Origin of the sequence: Mesorhizobium sp. C416B (assembly GCF_030323165.1) — a bacterium.
Taxonomy (GTDB): Bacteria; Pseudomonadota; Alphaproteobacteria; order Rhizobiales; family Rhizobiaceae; genus Mesorhizobium.
The window spans coordinates 3,837,928-3,860,066 of record NZ_CP100471.1 but is presented as its reverse complement, the minus strand read 5'-3'; the positions used below and the strand labels follow the sequence as shown (position 1 = coordinate 3,860,066).

20 protein-coding genes and 2 pseudogenes are annotated in these 22,139 nt (G+C 64.3%); 13 read left to right on the top strand and 9 right to left on the bottom strand.

Annotated features, from left to right (window positions below; translation table 11 throughout):
* Positions 1 to 328: 328 nt before the first annotated feature.
* Complete coding sequence (locus NLY43_RS18835; protein ID WP_023685065.1) at positions 329 to 769, bottom strand: Lrp/AsnC family transcriptional regulator; 441 nt, start codon at positions 767 to 769, stop codon at positions 329 to 331.
* Positions 770 to 915: 146 nt separating this feature from the next.
* Here NLY43_RS18835 and rocF point away from each other — a divergent pair, with 146 nt between their 5' ends.
* Together rocF and ocd are read left to right on the top strand one after the other, a co-directional pair.
* Entirely contained in the window at positions 916 to 1,851 is a 936-nt protein-coding gene (gene rocF / locus NLY43_RS18830) for an arginase (protein WP_023692900.1), read from the top strand.
* Positions 1,848 to 2,909, top strand: a complete 1,062-nt coding sequence (gene ocd, locus NLY43_RS18825) for an ornithine cyclodeaminase (RefSeq protein WP_023692901.1) — start codon at positions 1,848 to 1,850, stop codon at positions 2,907 to 2,909. Before rocF ends, ocd begins: the two co-directional genes overlap by 4 nt.
* A gap of 6 nt (positions 2,910 to 2,915) precedes the next feature.
* Here ocd and NLY43_RS18820 read toward each other — a convergent pair whose 3' ends face one another.
* Complete coding sequence (locus NLY43_RS18820) at positions 2,916 to 3,917, bottom strand: LacI family DNA-binding transcriptional regulator (protein WP_023692902.1); 1,002 nt, start codon at positions 3,915 to 3,917, stop codon at positions 2,916 to 2,918.
* A 90-nt stretch (positions 3,918 to 4,007) separates the two neighbouring features.
* A pseudogene (locus NLY43_RS32835) lies at positions 4,008 to 4,193 on the bottom strand (ABC transporter permease); the annotation flags it as partial.
* A gap of 59 nt (positions 4,194 to 4,252) precedes the next feature.
* Between NLY43_RS32835 and NLY43_RS18810 the strand changes: the two are divergent.
* The gene (locus NLY43_RS18810; RefSeq protein WP_023692903.1) at positions 4,253 to 5,008 is read left to right on the top strand and encodes a COG4280 domain-containing protein; all 756 of its coding nucleotides are present in this window, start codon (positions 4,253 to 4,255) and stop codon (positions 5,006 to 5,008) included.
* Complete coding sequence (locus tag NLY43_RS18805; protein WP_023672157.1) at positions 5,005 to 5,220, top strand: hypothetical protein; 216 nt, start codon at positions 5,005 to 5,007, stop codon at positions 5,218 to 5,220. Before NLY43_RS18810 ends, NLY43_RS18805 begins: the two co-directional genes overlap by 4 nt.
* Here NLY43_RS18805 and NLY43_RS18800 read toward each other — a convergent pair.
* Positions 5,214 to 5,846: a methyltransferase family protein gene (locus NLY43_RS18800; protein WP_023710311.1), complete on the bottom strand. Its 633-nt coding sequence runs from the start codon at positions 5,844 to 5,846 to the stop codon at positions 5,214 to 5,216. The two genes, NLY43_RS18805 and NLY43_RS18800, sit on opposite strands and share 7 nt — an antisense overlap.
* A 56-nt stretch (positions 5,847 to 5,902) precedes the next feature.
* Here NLY43_RS18800 and NLY43_RS18795 point away from each other — a divergent pair.
* The 3 genes and pseudogenes from NLY43_RS18795 to NLY43_RS18785 all read left to right on the top strand — a co-directional run.
* Positions 5,903 to 6,272, top strand: a pseudogene (locus tag NLY43_RS18795) (hypothetical protein); the annotation flags it as partial.
* Between the two features lie 120 nt (positions 6,273 to 6,392).
* Positions 6,393 to 7,064, top strand: coding sequence for a winged helix-turn-helix domain-containing protein (locus NLY43_RS18790; protein ID WP_023672160.1), 672 nt, complete (start codon positions 6,393 to 6,395; stop codon positions 7,062 to 7,064).
* A 56-nt stretch (positions 7,065 to 7,120) separates the two neighbouring features.
* Positions 7,121 to 8,509 carry a HAMP domain-containing sensor histidine kinase gene (locus NLY43_RS18785; protein WP_023692904.1) on the top strand — a complete coding sequence of 463 codons (1,389 nt, stop codon included), beginning with the start codon at positions 7,121 to 7,123 and terminating at the stop codon, positions 8,507 to 8,509.
* A 192-nt stretch (positions 8,510 to 8,701) separates the two neighbouring features.
* Here NLY43_RS18785 and NLY43_RS18780 read toward each other — a convergent pair whose 3' ends face one another.
* The gene (locus NLY43_RS18780) at positions 8,702 to 9,571 is read right to left on the bottom strand and encodes a helix-turn-helix domain-containing protein (protein ID WP_023672161.1); all 870 of its coding nucleotides are present in this window, start codon (positions 9,569 to 9,571) and stop codon (positions 8,702 to 8,704) included.
* Positions 9,572 to 9,677: 106 nt separating this feature from the next.
* Between NLY43_RS18780 and NLY43_RS18775 the strand changes: the two genes are divergently transcribed.
* The 5 genes from NLY43_RS18775 (at position 9,678) to NLY43_RS18755 (ending at position 16,015) form a co-directional block, all read left to right on the top strand.
* The gene (locus NLY43_RS18775) at positions 9,678 to 10,946 is read left to right on the top strand and encodes an ABC transporter substrate-binding protein (protein ID WP_023672162.1); all 1,269 of its coding nucleotides are present in this window, start codon (positions 9,678 to 9,680) and stop codon (positions 10,944 to 10,946) included.
* 202 nt (positions 10,947 to 11,148) lie between these two features.
* Positions 11,149 to 12,009, top strand: a complete 861-nt coding sequence (locus NLY43_RS18770) for a carbohydrate ABC transporter permease (RefSeq protein WP_023672163.1) — start codon at positions 11,149 to 11,151, stop codon at positions 12,007 to 12,009.
* Between the two features lie 13 nt (positions 12,010 to 12,022).
* Positions 12,023 to 12,859 carry a carbohydrate ABC transporter permease gene (locus NLY43_RS18765; protein WP_023672164.1) on the top strand — a complete coding sequence of 279 codons (837 nt, stop codon included), beginning with the start codon at positions 12,023 to 12,025 and terminating at the stop codon, positions 12,857 to 12,859.
* Positions 12,860 to 12,872: 13 nt separating this feature from the next.
* Positions 12,873 to 13,952 carry an ABC transporter ATP-binding protein gene (locus NLY43_RS18760; RefSeq protein WP_023706780.1) on the top strand — a complete coding sequence of 360 codons (1,080 nt, stop codon included), beginning with the start codon at positions 12,873 to 12,875 and terminating at the stop codon, positions 13,950 to 13,952.
* Between the two features lie 29 nt (positions 13,953 to 13,981).
* The gene (locus NLY43_RS18755; RefSeq protein ID WP_023706779.1) at positions 13,982 to 16,015 is read left to right on the top strand and encodes an aldo/keto reductase; all 2,034 of its coding nucleotides are present in this window, start codon (positions 13,982 to 13,984) and stop codon (positions 16,013 to 16,015) included.
* A gap of 178 nt (positions 16,016 to 16,193) precedes the next feature.
* Here the strand turns inward: NLY43_RS18755 and NLY43_RS18750 are convergent, their stop codons facing one another.
* Positions 16,194 to 16,622 (bottom strand): Lrp/AsnC family transcriptional regulator, encoded by a 429-nt coding sequence (locus tag NLY43_RS18750; RefSeq protein WP_023672167.1) that lies wholly within the window; start codon positions 16,620 to 16,622, stop codon positions 16,194 to 16,196.
* A gap of 150 nt (positions 16,623 to 16,772) precedes the next feature.
* Here NLY43_RS18750 and NLY43_RS18745 point away from each other — a divergent pair, with 150 nt between their 5' ends.
* Positions 16,773 to 17,876 carry a saccharopine dehydrogenase family protein gene (locus tag NLY43_RS18745; protein ID WP_023710313.1) on the top strand — a complete coding sequence of 368 codons (1,104 nt, stop codon included), beginning with the start codon at positions 16,773 to 16,775 and terminating at the stop codon, positions 17,874 to 17,876.
* A 161-nt stretch (positions 17,877 to 18,037) separates the two neighbouring features.
* Here NLY43_RS18745 and NLY43_RS18740 read toward each other — a convergent pair whose 3' ends face one another.
* The 3 genes from NLY43_RS18740 to NLY43_RS18730 form a co-directional block, all read right to left on the bottom strand.
* Positions 18,038 to 18,904: a glycosyltransferase gene (locus NLY43_RS18740; protein WP_023702534.1), complete on the bottom strand. Its 867-nt coding sequence runs from the start codon at positions 18,902 to 18,904 to the stop codon at positions 18,038 to 18,040.
* 206 nt (positions 18,905 to 19,110) lie between these two features.
* On the bottom strand, positions 19,111 to 20,499 hold the full coding sequence (gene lpdA / locus NLY43_RS18735; protein ID WP_023710314.1) for a dihydrolipoyl dehydrogenase: 1,389 nt from the start codon (positions 20,497 to 20,499) through the stop codon (positions 19,111 to 19,113).
* 235 nt (positions 20,500 to 20,734) lie between these two features.
* Positions 20,735 to 22,138, bottom strand: coding sequence for a dihydrolipoamide acetyltransferase family protein (locus NLY43_RS18730; protein WP_023702532.1), 1,404 nt, complete (start codon positions 22,136 to 22,138; stop codon positions 20,735 to 20,737).
* Between the last annotated feature and the right edge of the window lies 1 nt (position 22,139).

The following is a 22,139-nucleotide window of genomic DNA, read 5'->3' as shown; positions in this document are numbered from 1 at the left end:
CACATTGCGAAAAATCAAGGGCGACCAAGGCGAAACGAGGCTGCCGCACATTGTGAGGAGAACCCGCACCTTGGGAAAATGCTTCATAATCCATCGAAACACAACGGCCGCCAGAGGCCGCACGTTGCGGCCTTTTATCCTGCCATCAGCCTTGGCCTGTGGCAAGCGTCCGGTCCTTGCACCGTTGAAGCTGGTGCAATCTCGCGTCATGCCGGCTTCCTCCGTCATGTGGAGGATAGCTGCGGCCCCAATGAGATTCGTCAGCCAGGCGACCCATTCGCCAGATCCGTCACAAAGCTTTGCGTGAACACGCCGGCCGGAAGGACGGCTACGCCAACCTTGCCCTTGTCGTCCTCGGCGTTGCCAGCAGCAGACTTGTCTCGCTGCCGGTTATCCCCGGGATGAGCCGTATCCGCCTAAGCACCGCGTCGAAATCGGTGAGCGACGCCGTTCCGAGTTCGACCACCAGGTCCCAGCGGCCATTGGTGGTGTGAATGGTCGAAACCTCGGCGAGGCCGCCGAGCGCCCGGACCACGCGGTCGGCGGCATGGCCCTCGATCTCGATCATCATCACGCCGCGTATCCGCTGGTCGACCGCGTCGGCGCGCAGCACCACCGTGTAGCCGATGATCTCGCCCGTTTTTTCCAGCCGCTCCATGCGCGCCCTGACCGTGGCGCGCGACACCCCGAGATCGACCGCGAGATCGGAGATGCTGCGCCGGGCATCATGCCTGAGCAGCGTGACCAGCCTTTCGTCGAGCAAGTCCATGATTCTATCCACTTTGACCAAACTGACTTATCGAATTGATAAATCATTCTTCTCGAAATGCCAATTTCGCCTGTTCAAACTGCCGGTCCAGGATGGTTCATTCCACGCATCAATTGCCCAATCAATTTGCAAGGACACCAAAAACCATGCGCTGCAGGATCGTTGGCGCGCCGGTGCAGGACGGCGCCGGCAGGATGGGATGCGAGATGGGGCCGAGCGCGCTACGCACGGCCGGGCTTGTCTCGGTGCTGTCGGAACTCGGCCACGAGGTCGAGGACTGGGGCGCGGTGCAACCGGCCGCCGTGCGCGCAATCGTCCACGGCAATCTCGCGCTGAAGGCCCTGCCGGAGATTTCCGCCTGGACGGCGGCAATTGCCGAGACCGCCTATGCGGCTTCGCGAGACGCCATGCCGATCTTCCTTGGCGGCGACCACGCGATATCGGCCGGCACGGTGTCGGGCATAGCCCGCCGCGCCGCCGAACGCGGCCGGCCGCTCTTCGTGCTGTGGCTCGACGCACATCCCGATTTCCACACGCTCGATACCACCGTCAGCGGCAATCTGCACGGCGTGCCGCTCGCCTATGCCAGCGGCCGGCCGGGCTTCAACGGTTATTTCCCGGACCTGCCTGTCGCCGTCGACCCTGCCCACATCTGCGTCATGGGCCTGCGCAGCGTCGATCCGGCGGAGCGCCGGGCGCTGAGCGAAGCGGGGGTTACCGTGCACGACATGCGCACCATTGACGAGCACGGCGTTGCACCTTTGCTGCGCGCCTTCCTGGCCATCGTCGAAAAGGAAAACGGCCTGCTGCATGTCAGCCTCGACGTCGACTTCCTCGACCCCTCCATCGCGCCGGCCGTCGGCACCACCGTGCCCGGCGGCGCCACCTTCCGCGAGGCGCATCTGGTGATGGAGATGCTGTCCGACAGCGGCCTGGTCTCCAGTCTCGATCTGGTCGAGCTCAACCCGTTCCTCGACGAGCGCGGCCGCACCGCCACGCTGATGGTCGACCTCGCCGCCAGCCTGATGGGCCGCCGGATCATGGACCGCCCGACCCGCAGCCATTCCGGAAGCATTGCATGACCCAGCCTTCCCGCCTTGCCATCGTCCCCTTCGTCAGCGTCGACCGCATGATGAAGCTGGTGCTGACCATCGGCGTCGAGCGGTTCCTCACCGAACTCGCCGCCTATATCGAGGAGGATTTTCGCCGCTGGGAGCTGTTCGACAAGACGCCGCGCATCGCCTCGCACAGCCATGACGGCGTCATCGAACTGATGCCGACCAGCGACGGCCGGCTATACGGCTTCAAATATGTCAACGGCCATCCCAAGAACATGCGCGAGGGGCGCCAGACCGTCACCGCCTTCGGCGTGCTCGCCGATGTCGGCTCCGGCTATCCGATGCTGCTCACCGAAATGACGATCCTGACGGCGCTGCGCACCGCGGCGACCTCCGCTGTCGCGGCCAAATATCTGGCGCCGAAAGGCGCGCGCTCGATGGCCATCATCGGCAATGGCGCCCAGTCCGAATTCCAGGCTGTCGCCTTCAAAGCGCTGCTCGGCATCGACCGGCTGCGGCTCTACGACATCGACCGCTCGGCTTCGGAAAAATGCGCCCGCAACCTCGCCGGCAAAGGCTTTGACATCACCATCTGCGCCACCGGCCAGGATGCTGTGGAAGGAGTCGACATCATCACCACGGTGACCGCCGACAAGCTGTCCGCCACCATTCTGACCGACAACATGGTCGGTTCCGGCGTGCACATCAACGCGGTCGGCGGCGACTGCCCCGGCAAGACGGAACTGCACCGCGACATCCTTTTGCGCTCCGACATCTTCGTCGAGTTCTCGCCGCAGACGCGCATCGAGGGCGAAATCCAGCAGCTCCACGCCGACCATCCGGTGACCGAGTTGTGGCAGGTGATGACCGGCAAGGCGGAAGGCCGCAAGACGGCGGAACAGATCACCTTGTTCGATTCCGTCGGCTTCGCCACCGAGGATTTTTCCGCACTGCGCTATATCAGAGACCAGCTTCAGGCCACCGGCCTCTACGAGGAGCTCGACCTGCTCGCCGATCCCGACGAGCCGCGCGACCTCTTCGGCATGCTGCTCAGGGCAGCGCTGCAGCCGGCAGCCGCCTGAGGGGCTTCAGCCGCGCAACGGCGCGCAGCTCTCCCGTTCGACGAGCACCGGGGTGAGCACTTCGCGGCGCGAATGCGCCGCCGGCTCGGCAACCCGCTCGAGCAGCAGGCTGACCGCCCGCGTGCCGATCTTCTCGACCGGCTGTGCGATCGTCGTCAGTGGCGGCCAGGTGGTGACGGCATAGGGTATGTCGTCGAAGCCGATCATCGACATGTCGCCGGGGACCCGCAATCCGCGCCCGCGCAGCACTGTCAGCGCGCCCATGGCCATCAGATCGTTACAGGCAAACAGCGCCGTGATCCCCGGCGCCTGCGCCATCAGCCGCTCCATCGCCATGCGGCCGCCGGCGAAGTGGTAGTCGGAATCCACCACCGAGGCCGGCGGCAGGTCGAGGCCGGCTTCCTGCAGCGCCCTGGCGAAGCCGCGCAGGCGGGCGGGGCTGGAGCTGGAATCGCGCGGGCCGCCGATGACGCCGATCTTCTCGTGACCGAGCCCGGCCAGATAGCGGCCGGCGAGATAGCCGCCATAATCGTGATCGACCAGCACGGAATCGACATTGACCGAATGGATCTCGCGGTCGATCAGCACCGCCGGGACGCCGGGCAGAAGGCTGGAGAACACCCGCGCATGATCGGACGAGCCGGCAAAGATCAGCCCGTCGATCTGCTTGGCCATCAGCACCTGGAGGTAGCGCTCCTCCTTCTCGGCGCTGCCGTCGGAGTTGCACAGGATCACCGTATAGCCGGCAAGGAAGCCGGCATCCTCGATCTGGCGTGCCACGCCGGCGAAGAACGGATTGGAATTGTCCGGCAGCAGCAGGCCGATGGTCTTGGTCTCGCCGCGCCTCAGGCTGCGCGCCAGCGTGTTCGGACTGTAGCGCAAGGCGGCGATGGCCGAATGCACGCGCTCGGCCGTCTCCGGCTCGACATGGCGCGTGCGGTTCATCACATGCGAGACGGTTGCGACCGACACTCCGGCATGGCGCGCGACATCGGCAATCGTCGTCATTTCTTGTCCCCTAGTGCATGTCGCCCGGAGTGTCCGGCGGATCTGGGAAAATGACATCCATAAAACAAAAACCAAAAAGCGCGACGCGCTTTATCGGATCACCCTCAACAGCTTTTCCCGATAGGCATCCAGAATGACGGCGAGCACAATGACAAGGCCTAGCACGATCGGCTTGAAATTGTCGCCGACGCCGAGCAGCTCGTAGCGACGCCGGCGACCGGGCCACCGATGTTGACGCAACAGATAGACCATGGCGACGATGCCGGCGCGTTCTCCCTTCCGCCGGAGCGCTGTATCCTTCTCAGGCTAGTGATTCCCGCAGACAGGAAACCTTCATGAACGGCCTGACGCCCATACTTTCCACCGTGACCGCCTCGTTCCTTGCCTCCTTCGTCGAAGTGGTCGAGGCCTTCACCATCGTGCTGGCGGTAGGCGTCACCCGCAGCTGGCGGCCAGCGCTGACAGGCGCGGCGCTGGCGCTGGCGGTGCTGGCGGCTCTGGTGCTGGCCTTCGGACCGCTGCTGGCGCTGATTCCCATTGCGGTGCTGCAGTTCGTCGTCGGCGTGCTCCTAGTCCTGTTTGGCATGCGCTGGTTGAGAAAGGCCATTTTGCGCAGTGTCGGCGTCATCGCCCTGCATGACGAGGACGCGGCCTTTTCAAAGGAAACCGCCGCTTTGCAGCAGCAGGCCAATGACCGCCGCGCCGATTATCTGGCCGGGCTCGCGGCCTTCAAGGCGGTGCTGCTCGAAGGTGTCGAGGTGGTGTTCATCGTCATTGCCGTCGGCGCCGCGCATGCACAGACCTTCTATGCCAGCCTTGGCGCGTTGGCAGCCTTCGTCCTGGTAACGATCATCGGCCTTGCGGTGCACAGGCCGCTGGCGCGGGTGCCGGAAAACGCGCTCAAATTCGCCGTCGGCCTGATGTTGACAAGCTTCGGCATTTTCTGGACCGGCGAAGGCCTGGGCACCGACTGGCCGGGCGCCGATCTGGCGCTGCTGGCCATCTTCGCAATCATCGCCGTCGCGTGCTTCGCCATGGTGCGCTGGTTGCGCGCCAGCTACCCCAAGGCTGCACAAGGAGTTGCTCGATGAACGTCGTCCGCCTCATTCTAAAGGAGCTCGTCGGCATGTTCATCGACGACGGCAGCCTTGCGACGCTGGCGCTGCTGTTGATCGTAGCGATTGCCGCGGCAGTGAAGCTGCTGGCGTTGCCGCCGCTTGCCGGCGGCGTCCTGCTTCTGCCCGGCTGCCTCGTCATCCTGCTCTACAGCGTGCGCCGCGCGGCACGGCGCTCCGGTCAGTAGAGGGTGAAAAACACCGGCAGCATGCCGCTGATCCGCAACTGCTCAATCGTCTCGATGGCCGGGAACAGCGCCAGGAAATAGAGCCCGTCCGTGAATGTCCGCCGCAACGCCTTTGTCGAGAACCGGCGTTCGGCTTGATCGTGAAACAGCAGCGGGTTCGGCCAGAAAGGCGGCGTGCGTTCGGCATAGACGCTGTAGGCGGGGCCGAACTTTCCAAACAGGAACTCGGCTTCCTTGCGCACCGTCACCCGGAACACCAGGTAGCTCACCAGAGCCAGCGCCGCCGCCACCAGCACCGAGCCGTACATCAACCCGACGCCCGCCGCGCCGACCGTGGAAAAGAAGTAGAGCGGGTTCCGGCTCATCGAGAACGGGCCGATGGTGACCAGCTCGTCGTTCTTCCTTCCGCCGACATAGAGAATGCTCCACAGACGGCCAAGGAAGCAGACCAGCACGAAGCCGATGCCCAGCGCCTCAATGTATCCGTGCCCGTCCGAGCCTTCGACGTGAAAGGGCTTGGTGAACAGCAACAGCATGACGGCGAGGGCTGCCGCCACTTGTATGACGAGCAGGCGCTTGTGCTGGTCGAACGCCTTCGGCGCCGGCTTGGGGGGAGCGTAGCTCATCATAGTTCCTGCACCCCGGCAGGGCTCATAGCGCCGGTGTCTCGCCACCCACTAGCGAGACGGCGGCCGACTATCTGGCCGTCAATCTTGGCTTCGGACTGACCGTCACCTCGCTGATCATGACCGGCATCCTTGTCGTCGCGCTGGCGCTGCAATTCGCGCAGAAGCGTTATGTGCCATGCCTATTGGCTGGCGGTGGTGCTGATCAGCGTCGTCGGCACCTTGATCACCGACAATCTGGTCGACAATTTGGGCGTCCGTCTGCAAACCACCACGATTGCCTTGGGCGATGTCCATACTTGGGCAAAGCCGGTATTCATCGTTCTGATCTGCATTCATGCCGGTGCGGCATTCTTCCATCATTTTATTCTGAAAGACGCCGTGCTGCGCAGGATGCTTGTCCCTGCGCGCGATCCGGTCGGATGACACTTATGGACATGTGCAACGACCACGAGCGACCAGGCGCCGGCGGATATTCTAGGAACGGACCGCCGCCGGTGCTAGCATGCCGCTCTGGCAAAGCCTCGGCAACAGACCGGAACAGAGATGCGACTTCTCCTTGTTGAGGATGACCCCAGGACCGCAGACTATGTCGTCAAGGGCCTGAGCGAAGCCGGGCATGTCTGCGATCTGCTGCGCGACGGGCATGACGCGCTGTTTGCCGCGACACGCGACGCCTATGACGTGATCGTCGTCGACCGCATGCTGCCCGGCCTCGACGGCCTGTCGATGATCAAGGCGGTGCGGGCGGCGGGCGTGCGCACGCCGGCGATCTTTCTGACCTCGGTCGGCGGCGTCGACGACAGGGTTGAAGGGCTCGAGGCCGGCGGCGACGACTATCTCGTCAAGCCATTCGCCTTTTCCGAACTGCTCGCCCGCATCAACGCGCTCGGCCGTCGCCCTGCGGTGCAGGAGCTGAAGACGACGCTGCGCATCGCAGACCTCGAAATGGACCTGATCCAGCGCCGCGTCACCAGGCAGGGCCAGGCGATCGACCTGCAGCCGCGCGAATTCAGCCTGCTCGAAGTGCTGATGCGCGGCGAGGGCCGCGTCATCACCCGCACCATGCTTCTGGAACGGGTCTGGGATTTTCACTTCGACCCCAAGACCAGCGTCGTCGAAACCCATATCAGCCGGCTGCGCGCCAAGATCGACAGGCCGTTCGAAACCGCGTTGATCCACACCGTGCGCAACACTGGCTACAGTGTTCACGACTGAGGCGCGGCATGACAGAAACTTGCCATGACTGAAGCTTGCCATGACTGAAACGCACTATGACTGAGACAGGCTCTCGCCTGCTGCGCAGCACGCCGTTTCGGCTGGCCCTGACCTTCGCCTTGCTGTTCGTGCTCGCCTTCATCCTGTCAGGCGCCATCGTCTACCAGCTGATGAGCGCGGATCTTGCCGAGCAGCTCGACCAGTCGGTCAAGGAGACCTATTCGGTCGTGGCGGTGACCTATGCCGGAAACGACCGGGAGGATCTGGTTTCGGCAGTCGACAGCCACGCCGCGCTCAGCCCGAGCAAGGAACAGCTGTTCTCGCTCACCGATCCCGCCGGCAATCGCCTGGCCGGGAATTTCACCGCCGCCGACCTTCCCGATGGCTTTTCGGATTTTGCCGCTTCCCTGCCAGGCGTTGCGCCGGACACTATGTACCGCGCCTGGACCGGTTCGGTCGGGCCCAACAGCCTGACAATCGCCTTCTCGCTCTCCGAAACCGAGGAGCTGGAACGCATCGTTTTGATGAGCTTCGGCTGGGCCACCCTGATCATTTCAGGGCTGGCGGTAGCTGGCGGCGCCTTGCTGGCGTCGCGTGTGCAGCGTCGCCTCGACGGCATTGCCACCACCATGGACGATGTCTCCAACGGCCGGCTCGACGCCCGCATTCCACTGCTCGGCAATGGCGACGACATTGACGGCGTCTCGCGCCAGGTCAACGCCGCGCTGGAGCGGCTGGCGGCGCTGGTGGACGGCATGCGCCAGGTCAGCGCCGACATCGCGCATGATCTGAAGACGCCGCTCAACCGGCTGCAGATGATTTTGGAAGCTGCGGCCGACAGGACCGCGCGGGGTGAGGCCGTTGCCGATGAGCTGGCGGAGGCACGTGGGGAAAGCCTGCAGATCAACGATACTTTCGATGCGCTGTTGCGTATTGCCCAGATCGAGGCCGGCGCCCGCAAGTCGCGCTTTGTCGATCTCGACCTCACCGGCGTCATCGATGCCATTGCCGAAATCTACGCCGGTGTCGCCGAGGATGACGGCAAGTCGCTGTCGGCCACGATCGTCCACGGCACCCCATGCCTGGTCCACGGCGACCGCGACCTGCTGACGCAATTGTTTGCCAATCTGGTTGAGAACGCGCTGCGGCATTGCCCCGATGGCACGGCAATCCTTCTATCGGTGCGGCGGCAAGGCGACCGCATTCTGGCTGAGGTCGCCGACAATGGCCCCGGCATCCCGGCGCAGGAGCGCGAAAAAGTGTTCCAGCGGCTCTACCGGCTGGACTCCAGCCGCACCACGCCCGGCAGCGGCCTGGGCCTCAGCCTTGTGCGGGCCATCGCCGACCTGCATGGTGCAACGATTGCGCTGGAGGATCGCCGGCCTGGGCTGGCGGTAATTGTCGGGTTTCCTCGGGCGGAGGGCACCGGTCCCGGCTTGAAATGACAACGCCAGAGCCAGGTCGACCCCACTCCGTCGAGCGAAGCAGCGACGGAGTGGGGGAAGGCACTCATGAAACGCCAAGTCGCTGACAACTTTCTCCAAGTTGATGATCGCATCCGACAAAGGCGGTCGCGATTAGCCTTGCACATGTTTCCACCCGGAACGGCTGCGGGTTAATCAAGATGATCGTTGAACCTATCGGCCCACCGCACCCCGGCGAAAATCCGAGGGCGACATCCCTGCCAGCTTGCGGAAGGATTTGTTGAAGGCGCTGAGCGAGCCGAAGCCTGAATCCATGGCGACGCGCAGCACATTGGCGTCTTCATGCATCAGCAGCGCCTGCGCGTAGCTCAGCCGCAGCAGATTCATATATTCGTTGAGCGTCATGCCGGTCGATTTCTTGAAAATGCTCATGGCGTATTTGGGATGGATGTCGGCCGCCGCCGCGATGTCGACGCAGTCTATGTCGTAGAGGAAATTCTCGGCGATGAAGTCGCACATGCGACCGACATTGCGCAGCGATTGCTGGTCGAACGGGCCGCCGGGTTCCTGGCCGATGGCGGTTTCCGGCACCAGCCGGTAGGGCTCGAAGCGCACCCGCTCCAACCGCAGCAGCAGCTCGTTCACGGCGTGCTCGGTTATCGCCGCATCGCCCGAGCGGAAATAGCGGTTCCAGCGCTCGAAATTGTGATGGTCGGCCTGGTCGGTCGCCGATGTCACCAGCGTGGCGCCGGTCATCAGCCTGTGGCGGACATCCGTCGGCAGATGCAGGCGGAAGAAATGCACCAGCGGCAGATGCGCGCCGGCATAGATGGCGTCGTCGGAGAGATCGTCCATCTGGTGCGGCAGCCCGCCCCAGAACAGGCACATGTCGCCGGCCGACAGCGAGATCTCGTGCTCGTTCATGCGGTAATGCACGCTGCCGCGGACGATGAAATTGACCTCGACCTGGGCATGCCAGTGCGGCTTCAGCATCACCAGCGGATGGTTGTGAAACATCTGCAAAGCCATCGGCAGGCCTTCGACGCTGCTGGCGCCAGGCTGGTAAAACGGCCGTTCCGGCATCTTACTTTCCGCCCATCTTTTATTCCCGTTGTCAGGGACAAGCCTTCCGCGCCGCCTAGTCTAGCCATGCTCGCGAAGAGAGAGCAAATGAAATGGGAGGATTTCAATGCGCACGACACTGATCTGTGCCGCGCTGGCGCTTGGCCTGGGCTCAGGCCCGGCTTTGGCGCAGTCCGGCGAAATCACGATCTGGAGCTGGAATATCGCCGCTTCGTCGCTGAAGGCGACGGTGGCCGGCTTCAACAAGCAGTATCCCGACGTCAAGGTCACCGTTCAGGATCTCGGCAACCAGCCGACCTATGACAAGTCGATCGCCGGCTGTGCGGCCGGCGGCGTCGGCCTGCCCGATATCGTCTCGATCGAAAACGGCGAGGCCGAGAACTACTGGAGCCAGTTCCCCGATTGCTTCGTCGATTTGCACACGCTGGGCTACACCGCCGACGACCAGAAGAAATTCCCGGATTTCAAGCGCACCGAATTGGAGGTCGGCGACAAGGCCTATGCCATGCCGTGGGATTCCGGCCCAGTCGCCGCCTTCTACCGCCGCGACTTCTACGAGAAGGCCGGGGTCGATCCGGCCTCGATCAAGACCTGGGACGATTTCATCGCCGCCGGCAAGAAGGTCCAGGCCGCCAATCCCGGCGTCACCATGACCAATGCCGATTTCAACGGCGACACCGAATTCTTCCGCATGATTTCCAACGAACAGGGCTGCGGCTATTTCGCCGCCGATGGGCAGTCGATCACCGTCAACCAGCCGAAATGCGTCGACACGCTGGCCAAGATCAAGGACATGAAGGACGCCGGCATCATCTCGTCGGCCGACTGGGGCACCAAGATCACCAACAACACCGCCGGCACCGTCGCCACCCAGGTCTATGGCGGCTGGTATGAGGGCACCATCCGCACCGAATCCGCCGGCGAAAACGGCAAATGGGGTGTCTATCTGATGCCGAGCCTGACCGCCGACGGCCCGCGCGCCGCCAATCTCGGAGGCTCGTCGCTCGCCATCACCTCAGCCTCGAAGAACAAGGAGGCCGCCTACGCCTATCTGAAATACACGCTCGAGACCAATGAAGGCCAGATCACCATGCTCAGGGATTTCGGCCTGGTGCCGTCACTGATCTCGGCGCTCGACGATCCCTATGTCTCGCAAGGCCTGCCCTATTGGGGCGGCCAGGCAGTGTGGAAGGACATTCTCGCCACGCTGCCCAAGGTGGTGCCGAGCCGCGGCACGCCGTTCCAGAGCGACGCCGAAATCATCATGCGCGCCGTGCAGACCAAATATCTCGGCGGCGGCTATCCCGATGCCAAGGCCGCCCTCGACGACGCCGCCAGCCAGATCGCTTCGGCGACGGGACTGCCGATCAAGTGACCAAGGCGGTGATGCTGGCGGGCCAGATATAGGGCAATTTGCCGGACCGTTGGCGCTGCCCCTCACCTGCCTGCCGGCATCCTCTCCCCGTATAGTGGCGGGGAAAGGGACGCTCTCGCCCAACAGATCGCCAATTGCCGGCGGCGTCCGCCGGCTAACAACACGCCGGATATCAGCCGGGAAAGAGGAAGGAGGAGGAACCATGCGCTACCAGAACGCCACGGCCTATCGCTTCCTCACGCCCTACCTCCTGATCTTCGCCATCTTCTGGGTGTGGCCGATCATCTCCTCGTTCATGATTTCCTTCCAGGCGACTCGCACGGTGCCCTGGCGCTTTGCGCCGACGTTCAACTGGGGCCGCCTGATCGGCGACCCCGCTTTCTTCAACGCGCTGAAGAACACGCTGCTCATCCTCGTCATCCAGGTGCCGGTGATGATCTCGCTGGCGATCATCATGGCGGTGCTGCTGAACTCGCCGCTGCTGAAAGCACGTGGCCTCTACCGCTTTGCCTTCTTCGCTCCGGTGGTGGTCGGCGAGGTCGCCTATTCCGCCGTGTTCCGGCTGATGTTCAACCTGGATTTCGGCATCATCAACAAGCTCCTCGCCGGCGTCGGCCTGGCCAAGATCGACTGGTTCTCCAACGTCACACCGGCCATGGCGCTGATCATGATCGCGGTAACCTGGCGCTGGGCCGGCTACAACGCCATCATCCTGCTCGCCGGCCTGCAGTCGATCCCCGAGGACGTCTATGAAGCAGCGACGCTCGACCGCGTCAGCAAGCTCAAGCAGTTCTTCTACATAACGCTGCCGCTGCTCAAGCCGGTCATCGTGTTTTGCGCCGTGCTGTCGATCATCGGCACGATGCAGCTGTTCACCGAGCCGTTCCTGATCACGGAGCGCGGCGGCCCCGGCGGCGGCACCGAGACGCTTGGCCTGCTGCTCTACCGCCAGGGTTTTCGCTCGCTCAATTTCGGCTACGCCTCGGCCGTCGCCTACACCATGGCGGGGCTGGCCATCGCCATCACGCTGGTGCAGCTGTGGCTGACACGAGAGCCGAAATGAGAGGGGAGCCGAAATGAGTTCGCTGTCGCAACGCCGGCTCGGCCGCAGCGTCCTGCTGCATCTGGTCCTGACACCGCTGGCGGTGATCTGGCTGTTTCCGCTGTGGATGATGGTGGTGTTTTCGACCATGCCCGACAACGGCATTTTCAGCCCCGGCATCGAGCTTCTGCCGCACGGCAATTTCGTCGACAATTTCAACAACCTGCAGCGCGACACCAATTTCGTCGGCGCTATCGGCATTTCGGTGGCGGTGGCGGTGACCTACACCTTCTTCTCGGTGCTGCTGACCTCGATGGCCGGCTGGGCGCTCGCCCGCTATCAGTTCTTCGGCAAGGGCGCGGTGGTGGCGATCATCCTCGGCACCATCACGCTGCCCTATGCGGTGGTGCTGATCCCGCAATTCATCATGGTGGCGCGCGACTTCCAGCTCGCCAACACCTGGATTGCGCTGATCGTGCCACCCTTGTTCAATTCGCTGGGCGTGCTGTTCATGCGCCAGGCTTTCTCGATGATGCCGGCCGACCTTTTCGACGCGGCACGTGTCGAGGGCGTCAAGGAATGGCGTATCTTCCTGTTCGTCGCTTTGCCGCTGGCGCGGCCGATGCTGGCGGCGCTCGCCATCATCCTGTTCCTCGCCTCGTGGAACAATTATCTCTGGCCGCTTTTGATCAACAGCCAGCCCGGCGCGATGACGGCCCCTGTGGCGCTCGGCACGCTGATCGGCCTGACCAAGGTCTCATGGGGCGGCATCATGGCCGGCGCCGTCATGCTGACCGTACCGATGCTGGTCGTCTTCGTGCTGCTGCAGCGCCATTTCATCGCCGGCATCGCCGCCGGTGCCGTCAAGTAGGGACAACAGCGATATGGCGGCAGTCACCCTCACCAATGTCGTAAAACGCTTCGGCGTCTATGAGATCATCCATGGCGCCAACATCGATATCGCCGATGGCGAGTTCGTCGTCTTTGTCGGCCCGTCGGGTTGTGGAAAATCGACGCTGCTCAGGATGATCGCCGGGCTGGAGGATATCAGCGGCGGCGAGATCGCCATTGGCGGCAAGGTGATGAACGATGTCGAGCCGGCCGAGCGCGGCATCGCCATGGTGTTCCAGTCCTACGCGCTCTACCCGCACATGAGCGTGGAGCAGAATCTGAGCTTTGGTCTCAGGATGACCGGCAACCCCAAGGAGGACACCGAGCGGCGGGTGAAGCGGGCCTCCGAAATCCTGCGCATCACAGAGTTGATGGCGCGGCGGCCGAGGCAATTGTCCGGCGGCCAGCGCCAGCGCGTCGCCATTGGCCGCGCCATCGTGCGCGAACCGCAAGTCTTCCTGTTCGACGAGCCGTTGAGCAATCTCGACGCCGAGCTGCGCGTCCAGATGCGGGTCGAGATCTCGCGCCTGCACAAGGAACTCGGCACAACGATGATCTATGTCACCCACGACCAGACCGAGGCGATGACGCTGGCCGACCGGATCGTCGTGCTGCGCGGTGGCCATGTCGAGCAGATCGGCAGGCCGCTCGATCTCTACGACAATCCCGACAACCAGTTCGTCGCCGGCTTTGTAGGCTCGCCGAAGATGAATTTCATCAAGGGCCGCGTCGTCGGGCGCAACATGAGCAGCGTCACCGTCGAGCTGGTGGGCGAGGAAATGACCCGCATTATGCAACCGTTGACCGGCGCCGTGCCGCAAACAGGAGCCAAGGTCATTGTCGGCGTGCGGCCCGAACATTTCGGCAATGGCGGCGAAGGCGACGCCGACCTCACCGTCGGCATCGACGTGGTCGAGCATCTCGGCGGCACCAGCTTCATCTATGCCAGGACCGCCCATGGCGAAGACCTGGTGATCCAGCGCGACGCGGCAAAGGTCCCCGACACCCAGGAGATCACCGTGTCCATCCGCAAATCCTATCTGTTCGACGAAAACGGCCAGCGGCTGCGCTGAGCGCTTCCAGCCTTGCAAGGAGAATGACCATGACTGCAACCGCGCCCATCCGCTGGGGGATACTCGGGCCTGGCGACATCGCCAAAGCGTTCGCCCGCGGCGTGGCAGGCTCGCGCACCGGCACGATCGTGGCGCTCGGCGCCCGCAATCCCGGCAAGGCAGGCCTGGCCGAGACGTTTCCCGGCGCCCGCATCCTCGACGGTTACGACGCGCTGCTCGCTGACCCCGAGGTCGACGCCGTCTATATCGCCATCCCGCATCCCGGCCATGCCGAATGGGCAATCAAGGCGGCGGAAGCCGGCAAGCATGTGCTGTGCGAAAAGCCGCTGGCGCTGACCGCCTTCGAGGCCGACGCCATGATCCATGCTGCGCGCAAGGCCGGCACCTTCCTCGGCGAAGCGTTCATGTACCGGCTGCACCCGCAGACGGCGAAGCTGGTGGAACTCATCAAGTCGGGCGTCATCGGCGATGTCAGGCTGATGAAGTCGAGCTTCGGCTTCGCCATGCCGGGCTTCATGCCCGAGCACCGGCTCTACGCCAACGATCTCGCCGGCGGCGGCATCCTCGATGTCGGCGGCTATCCCGTCTCGATGGTGCGGCTGATTGCCGGGGCTGCGACTGGAAAACCCTTCGCCGAGCCGGACAAGGTTGTCGGCACCGCCCATCTCGGCAAGTCCGGCGTCGACGAATGGGCCTCGGCGCTGCTGCATTTTCCCGGTGGCATCGTCGCCGAGGTATCCTGCAGCATCTCGCTCAAACAGGACAATGTGCTGCGCATCCTCGGCACCAAGGGCCGCATCGAAGTGCCGGATTTCTGGTTCGCCGGCGGCGGCAACCGCGATGGCGGCCCTGGCCGGATCGATGTAATCCTCGCCGACGACACGCGCGATACCATCAGCGTCAACGAAACCCGCCATCTCTATTCCTTCGAGGTCGACGCCGCCGGCGAGGCGATCCTGGCCGGCAAACAGGAGTTCGCCTGGCCGGGCATGAGCTGGGCCGACAGCCTCGGCACGCTGCGCGTCCTCGACAGATGGCGCGCCGCCGTCGGGCTCGAATATGAGATCGAAAAGCCGGCTAAGCGAACCAACACCATTTCGGGCCGGCCGCTGCGCACCGGCGGCACGGCCATCGGCAAGCGCAAGATTCCGGGCCTGTCGAAGCCGGCCTCCGTGGTGGCGCTCGGCTTCGAGGATTTCCGCACCTTCTCGTCGGGCGCAATCCTGCTCGACGCCTTCTTCGAGACCGGCGGCAATCTGTTCGATACCGGCTATGTCTACGGCGCCGGCTACACCGAAACGCTGCTTGGCCAATGGCTCAGGAATCGCGGCGTGCGCGAGCAGTCGGTGATCATCGCCAAGGGCGCCCACTCGCCGCTCTGCTATCCCGATGTCATCGGCAAGCAGCTCGCCCAGTCGTTGGACCGGCTGCAGACCGACCATGTCGACCTCTATTTCATGCACCGCGACAACCCGGATGTGCCGGTCGGCGAATTCGTCGATGCGATGGACGCCGAGGTCAAGGCCGGCCGCATCCGTGGCCCGTTCGGCGGCTCGAACTGGACGATGGCGCGCATGGACGAGGCGATTGCCTATGCCGAGCGCACCGGCAAGCAGAAGCCCGGCGTGCTCTCCAACAATTTCTCGCTGGCCGAGATGCTGGAACCGATCTGGGCCGGCTGCATCACCTCGTCCACCGACGACTGGAAATCCTGGTTGACGAAAAGGCAGATGCCCAACTTCGCCTGGTCGAGCCAGGGCCGCGGCTTCTTCACCGACCGCGCCGGCCGCGACAAGCAGGACAATGAGGAGCTGGTGCGGGTCTGGTATTCCGAGAAAAATTTCGGCCGCCGCGACCGCGCCATCGAGCTGGCGCAGCGCCTGGGCAAAAGTCCGATCCACATCGCGCTCGCCTATGTGCTGGCGCAGCCTTTTCCGTCGGTGCCGTTGATCGGCCCGCGCACGCTGGACGAGTTGGAGGACAGTTTGAAGGCGCTGGATATCAAGCTGTCGGCGGAGGATGTGGCGTGGCTGGATAGCGGGCCGGAAAGGCGGCGGGCTTAGCAGCTAATCTCCCCCCTTGAGGGGGAGATGTCGCCGAAGGCGACAGAGGGGGTCGCCTCGCGTGGAGCGCTAACCTCCTTCTGCAGCGGCAGGTAGGCCGAGCCCAGTCGAACGACCCCCTCTGGCCTGCCGGCCATCTCCCCCGCAAGGGGGGAGATTAGCAGCTCATGCGTTCCACCTACCGATCGATCCGTGTCGACAAAATAATCGACGACGACGTCCGCTCGACCCCGTCCATCGCCCCGATCTCGTCCAGCAACGCATCCAGATCCCTGATCGACGGCGCGTCGACGATGACGATCATGTCGAAATTGCCGCTCACCGAGTGCAGCGTCCGTACCGGCGGCAGCGCCTGCAGCGCCCGCACCACCTTGTCGGCGAGCTTGGGCGTGACGGTGAGCAGCACATGCGCCCGCACAAGCCCCTGCTCGTAGTCCGGCGCCATCCGCACGCCATAGCCGGTGATGATGCCGCGCTGTTCCAGCCGCTCGATCCGGCTCTGCACTGTCGTGCGCGAAACGCCGAGCTGGCGCGCCAGCTCAGTGGTCGACGCGCGGGCATTGGCGCGCAGCAGGGAAAGCAGTTTTTGTTCGGCGTCACTGAGCATTTCGACGAACCTCGTCGGCGTATCGTTCAAGTGCAGGGTTCATTTCAAACGATCCCACGCTTCCTTTCGACAGGCAAGCTGCGATTCTTGAAGGCATCGCGTCCACCGCGCGGCGGTCTGGGCCAAAGAGTTTTCACGAGGGGCAAGGTCATGAAGAAAATCATCGTCGTCGGCGCCGGCAAGATCGGCTCCACCATTGCAGGCATGCTCGCCGACAGCGGCGACTACCACGTCACCGTTGTCGACCGCGCGGCGGCGCAGTTTGCCGCGGCCGAACTTCCCGCCGGCGTCGAGGGGCTGGAGCTCGATATCGCAGCGCCGGGCGCACTCGAGGCCGCCCTTGCCGGCGCCTTCGCCGTGCTGAGCGCCGCCCCCTTCCATTTGACCACGCGCATCGCCGAAGCGGCCGCCGCCACCGGCGTGCACTATCTCGATTTGACCGAGGATGTCGTCTCGACCCGCCGCGTCAAGGAGCTGGCCAAGTCGGGCAACAGCGCCTTCATTCCGCAATGCGGCCTGGCGCCGGGCTTCATCTCGATCGTCGCCAATGATCTCGCCAGCCGCTTCGACACGCTGGAAAGCGTTCGCATGCGCGTCGGCGCGCTGCCGCAATACCCGTCCAATGCGCTGAACTACAATCTGACCTGGAGCACCGACGGCGTCATCAACGAATATTGCGAACCCTGCGAGGCGATCGTCGAGGGCGAGCTGATCGAGGTGCCGCCGCTGGAGGAGCGCGAAGAGTTCTCGCTCGACGGCGTCACCTATGAGGCCTTCAACACCTCCGGCGGTCTCGGCACGCTGGCCGAGACGCTGAAGGGCAAGGTGCGCACGCTGAACTACCGCACCATCCGCTATTCCGGCCACGCGGCGATCATGAAGGCGCTGCTCAACGATCTCGGCCTGCGCCACCGCCGCGACGTGCTGAAGGACATTTTCGAGAGCGCCCTGCCGGCAACGCTGCAGGACGTGGTCATCGTCTTCGTCACCGTCTCGGGCCGCCGCAATGGCCGCCTGCTGCAGGAAACCTACGCCAACAAGATCTATTCGCAGCGCATTGGCAGCCAGGTGCGCAGCGCAATCCAGATCACCACTGCCTCAGGCATCTGCGCCGTGCTCGACATGCTGGCCGACGGCACCTTGCCGGCGACCGGTTTCGTCAAGCAGGAAGACATCGCGCTGGATGCGTTTCTCGCCAATCGTTTTGGGCGCGCTTATGCGCAGCACGAGATGGTGAGCCGGCTGGCGAGCTGAGCTACTTCACCCTCCCCCTTGTGGGGAGGGTCGGCGCGCAATCGGAGCGAAGCGGAGATGGCGAGACGGGGTGGGGGGTGAGCGCCGACGGTTGGCGAGGACCCCCACCCTGCTCCGCTCCGCGATCGACCCTCCCCACAAGGGGGAGGGTAAAGCGCCCGCTACTTCCGCAGAGCCATCGGTCGTCCGAGCAGAAACCGGATGAAGTTGCCCGCGGTCCGCGGCGCCATGCGGGGCTGCGTCGCCTGTCGTGGCGCGCTTTGCCTTCGCGCTGGCACCTTGGGTTCGACACCCGGTCGGCCCACCGTGAAGGAGGGCCCCGAGACCGGCTTCCCCCTCAACACGTTGGCGGCGTTGTTGTCATGGATGACGATGCACCATTGCGCGCCCTTCGATGCCGCCACGACGGTGTTGAAGCGCGTCGCCATTTTTGCGTGGTGCTCGCTGTAGACGCCGCTCATCGCCGGCGATCTCCTTTCGACCAGCGTGCCGAACGCCGACGTGACATAGTCGTGGTGCGTGTAGCGTCCGCTTGCCGTCTCGAAATTCTGGCCGTCCGGAAAGGCAATGTAGAGCGGCTGCAGGTCCACCACACGCTTTTCGATCTCCCGGCGCGCGTAGTGGTCGACGCGCTCCATGAAGGTCGGCGCCAGCGCGTCGTCGCTGTCGAGCCGCGTTAGCGAGACATACTCGGCATCGCTGTCGTCGTGGACGAAAGCATTGAAGCGATTGTTGTAATCGTCGCCGGCCTCGACAAGGATCGGCCTGACGTCGACACCGGCCACGCAGCTGCACACGGTGCGAATATAGTTCTCGTGCGTATCGGCATCGAACGCCACAAGGACGGTAAAATCCTTCAGCGACTGGCCTTCGAGCGACGACGCGCAATAGGTGTCGAACAACGCCAGGCGCTCGACCAGCCAGACCGGGTCGAGATTGGCGCGGCCCTTTCCGTCCCACTGGCTTGGCTTGAAGCCAGCGGCGATGTTGTAGCGTATGGCGATGTATTTCTTCAGGCCGGTGTCCATGGACCGACACTTAGTACATTCCGCTGATCTGCGACAACCAACGGCTGGGCGGCCACCCTCCCCCTTGTGGGGAGGGTCGGCTCGCGGTCGGAGCGAAGCGGAGATGGCGAGACGGGGTGGGGGTGAGCGCTGACGGTCGGCGAGGACCCCCACCCCGCTCCGCTACGCGGATCGACCCTCCCCACAAGGGGGAGGGTAAGCGCACTTCAAATATGCAGCGCGTGGCCCAGCGCCTTCAGCGCCGCTTCCTGGAAGCCTTCGCCTTGCGTCGGATGCGCATGGATGGTCCCGGCGATATCCTCCAGCCGCGCGCCCATTTCCAGCGCCAGGCCGAACGCCGCCGCCAGTTCCGACACGCCTTGCCCGACCGCCTGGATGCCCAGCACCAGATGGTTGTCCGCGCGGGCGACAACACGAACAAACCCGTCCTCGCCGAGTTTCGTCATCGCCCGGCCGTTGGCGGCGAAGGGGAACTGGCCGATCTTGATTTCGCCTGAAGCCTTCGCCTCCTCCGGCGTTAGCCCTGCCGTCACCAGCTCCGGATCGGTGAAGCAGACGGCCGGGATCGAGCGCTTGTCCCAGCTGCGCTTGTGGCCGGCGACGATCTCGGCCACCATTTCGCCTTGCGCCATCGCCCGGTGCGCCAGCATCGGCTCGCCGGTGACGTCGCCAATGGCATAGATGCCGCGCATCGAGCTGCGGCACTGGTCGTCGATCTTGATGAACTTGCCGGCCACGTCGAGATCGATCTGATCGAGGCCCCAGCCCTCCGTCACCGGCTTGCGGCCGACCGTGACCAGGATCTTGTCTGCCGCGATTTTGGTGCTCTTGCCGTCCGCGGTCTCGACCAGCAGCGCGTCGCCCTTGACCCCCTTGGCCTTGGCGCCAAGCATCACCTCGACGCCGATCTGGGCCAGCCGTTTCACCACCGGCCGGGTCAGTTCCGCATCATACTGCGCCAGCACGCGCGGCAGCGCCTCGACCACGGTCACCGCGGCGCCCATTTTGGCGAACGCCATGCCGAGTTCCAGCCCGATATAGCCGCCGCCGACCACGGCGAGCTTTTTCGGCACCTCGCCGAGAGCCAGCGCTTCTGTGGATGAAATCACCGGGCCGCCGAACGGCAGGAACGGCAGTTCCACCGTCGCCGAGCCGGTGGCGATCACAACCGTTTCGGCGCGGATGATCTGGGTGCCGGTCTCGGTCTCGACCGCGACGGTCTTGCCGTCGCGGAACGTCGCCCAGCCATAGACGGTCTTGACCTTGGCCTTCTTCAGTAGCCCGGCAACGCCCCCGGTCAGCCGGCTAACAATGCCGTCCTTCCACGCAACCGTCTTGCCGAGATCGAGCACGGGCGCTGCTACCGAGATGCCGAGCGGACTGCTGCCGCCGGCCATATGCGCGACCTTCTCGAACTCTTCCGCCGCATGGATCATCGCCTTGGACGGGATGCAGCCGACATTGAGACAGGTGCCGCCCGGTTTGCCGGCTTCAACGATCACCGTATCGATGCCGAGCTGGCCGGCACGGATAGCGCAGACGTAGCCGCCGGGCCCGGCGCCGATGACCAGCAGCTTGCAGGAGATTTCTTTCATGGCGTGACCCTTTGATGCGAGGGAATGTTCCGTCGCGATCCTTCGCGCCCCCCTCTGTCCTGCCGGACATCTCCCCCACGAGGGGGGAGATCAGCAGCTTCTTCGCTTCGCTCATTCCTGCAACGATGGAGATTGGCGAAACCCTGCGTGACGTCCAATCTCCCCCCTTGTGGGGGAGATGCCTGGTAAGGCAGAGGGGGGCGCTGTCCCGCCGTCATCTCGGTCGTTCCGCCCCTCAATCCACAAATATCAGCGCTGGCGTCTCAATCAGCGCCTTGATCCGCTGCACAAACACCGCCGCATCCCAGCCGTCGACCACCCGGTGATCGAAGCTCGACGACAGGTTCATCATCTTGCGCGGGATGAACTTGGTGCCGTCCCAGACCGGCCGCACCATCATCTTGTTGACGCCGACGATCGCCACCTCAGGATGATTGATGACCGGCGTCGTCGCCACGCCGCCCATGGCGCCGAGCGAGGTAATGGTGATGGTCGATCCCGACAGCTCGTCGCGGCTGGCCGTGCCGGACTTCGCCGCTTCGGCCAGGCGGTTGAGCTCGGCCGCGCAATCCCAGAGGTCGCGCGCCTCGGCGTGCTTGACCACCGGCACCACCAGGCCCGACGGCGTCTGCGCGGCAATGCCGATATGGACGCCGCCATGCTGATGGATGATGCCGGCCTCGTCGTCGAACAGCGCGTTGATGTTGGGCTGGTCGGCAATCGCCTTGACCATCGCCCGCATCAGGAACGGCAGCAGCGTCAGCTTCGGCCTCTCCACACCCTTGCGCTTTTCCTTGTTGAGCGCCGCGCGCAACTCCTCGAGTGCTGTGACGTCGATCTCCTCGACATAGGTGATGTGCGGGATGCGTGACTTCGCCAGCGACATTTTTTCGGCGATCTTGCGCCGCAGTCCGATGACCTTGATATCCTCGACGCTGTCATTGCGCGCCAGACCCGACGCCTTCGCTACCTGCGGTCCGCGTGCCAGGAATGCCTCGATATCTTCGTGGCTGATGCGGCCGGCAGGGCCGGTACCCGACACCTGGCGCAGATCGATCCCCGCCTCCTTCGCCCTGAGCCGGATGGCGGGCGACGCCAGGGGCTTTTCGCCCTCCGGGCGCGGCGCGCCGGTGGGTGCCGCACCTTTAGATGTCGGCGCAGTACCCCCACCCCTGGCCCCTCCCCACAAGGGGGAGGGGGATTCAGTCTCAGCTGCCCGTGCGCTTTTGGCTGCTGGTGCAGGTGGTGGCGACTTGGCGTCGGATTTCGTGGCCGAAACGCCTCCCTCTTGTGGGGGTCCGGAGGACGGGCGAGACCCGTGGCTCGCCCCGGCAGGGGTGGGGGTCGGTGCCGCCGTGACCTCTGACAATTTCGAGCCTTCGCCGACATTGCCCTCCCCCGCCACTTTCAGCCGCACGATCGGCGAGCCGATCGCCACCGTGTCGCCGATCTCCGCGCCCAGCCACAGGATCTCGCCATCGACCGGCGAAGGTATTTCCACCGTCGCCTTGTCGGTCATCACGGCGGCAAGCACCGAGTCCTCGCGCACGAGGTCGCCGACCTTGACGTGCCACTCCACAAGTTCGGCCTCGGCGACGCCTTCGCCGACATCCGGCAGCTTGATGATGTGTTCGCCCATC

What these genes read in the sequence shown, in the direction of transcription:
- NLY43_RS18835 (WP_023685065.1), bottom strand. Translation starts at nt 769, where the DNA reads ATGGACTTGCTCGACGAAAGGCTGGTCACGCTGCTCAGGCATGATGCC.
- rocF (WP_023692900.1), top strand. Translation starts at nt 916, where the DNA reads ATGCGCTGCAGGATCGTTGGCGCGCCGGTGCAGGACGGCGCCGGCAGG.
- ocd (WP_023692901.1), top strand. Translation starts at nt 1,848, where the DNA reads ATGACCCAGCCTTCCCGCCTTGCCATCGTCCCCTTCGTCAGCGTCGAC.
- NLY43_RS18820 (WP_023692902.1), bottom strand. Translation starts at nt 3,917, where the DNA reads ATGACGACGATTGCCGATGTCGCGCGCCATGCCGGAGTGTCGGTCGCA.
- NLY43_RS18810 (WP_023692903.1), top strand. Translation starts at nt 4,253, where the DNA reads ATGAACGGCCTGACGCCCATACTTTCCACCGTGACCGCCTCGTTCCTT.
- NLY43_RS18805 (WP_023672157.1), top strand. Translation starts at nt 5,005, where the DNA reads ATGAACGTCGTCCGCCTCATTCTAAAGGAGCTCGTCGGCATGTTCATC.
- NLY43_RS18800 (WP_023710311.1), bottom strand. Translation starts at nt 5,846, where the DNA reads ATGAGCTACGCTCCCCCCAAGCCGGCGCCGAAGGCGTTCGACCAGCAC.
- NLY43_RS18790 (WP_023672160.1), top strand. Translation starts at nt 6,393, where the DNA reads ATGCGACTTCTCCTTGTTGAGGATGACCCCAGGACCGCAGACTATGTC.
- NLY43_RS18785 (WP_023692904.1), top strand. Translation starts at nt 7,121, where the DNA reads ATGACTGAGACAGGCTCTCGCCTGCTGCGCAGCACGCCGTTTCGGCTG.
- NLY43_RS18780 (WP_023672161.1), bottom strand. Translation starts at nt 9,571, where the DNA reads ATGCCGGAACGGCCGTTTTACCAGCCTGGCGCCAGCAGCGTCGAAGGC.
- NLY43_RS18775 (WP_023672162.1), top strand. Translation starts at nt 9,678, where the DNA reads ATGCGCACGACACTGATCTGTGCCGCGCTGGCGCTTGGCCTGGGCTCA.
- NLY43_RS18770 (WP_023672163.1), top strand. Translation starts at nt 11,149, where the DNA reads ATGCGCTACCAGAACGCCACGGCCTATCGCTTCCTCACGCCCTACCTC.
- NLY43_RS18765 (WP_023672164.1), top strand. Translation starts at nt 12,023, where the DNA reads ATGAGTTCGCTGTCGCAACGCCGGCTCGGCCGCAGCGTCCTGCTGCAT.
- NLY43_RS18760 (WP_023706780.1), top strand. Translation starts at nt 12,873, where the DNA reads ATGGCGGCAGTCACCCTCACCAATGTCGTAAAACGCTTCGGCGTCTAT.
- NLY43_RS18755 (WP_023706779.1), top strand. Translation starts at nt 13,982, where the DNA reads ATGACTGCAACCGCGCCCATCCGCTGGGGGATACTCGGGCCTGGCGAC.
- NLY43_RS18750 (WP_023672167.1), bottom strand. Translation starts at nt 16,622, where the DNA reads ATGCTCAGTGACGCCGAACAAAAACTGCTTTCCCTGCTGCGCGCCAAT.
- NLY43_RS18745 (WP_023710313.1), top strand. Translation starts at nt 16,773, where the DNA reads ATGAAGAAAATCATCGTCGTCGGCGCCGGCAAGATCGGCTCCACCATT.
- NLY43_RS18740 (WP_023702534.1), bottom strand. Translation starts at nt 18,904, where the DNA reads ATGGACACCGGCCTGAAGAAATACATCGCCATACGCTACAACATCGCC.
- lpdA (WP_023710314.1), bottom strand. Translation starts at nt 20,499, where the DNA reads ATGAAAGAAATCTCCTGCAAGCTGCTGGTCATCGGCGCCGGGCCCGGC.
- NLY43_RS18730 (WP_023702532.1), bottom strand. Translation starts at nt 22,138, where the DNA reads ATGGGCGAACACATCATCAAGCTGCCGGATGTCGGCGAAGGCGTCGCC.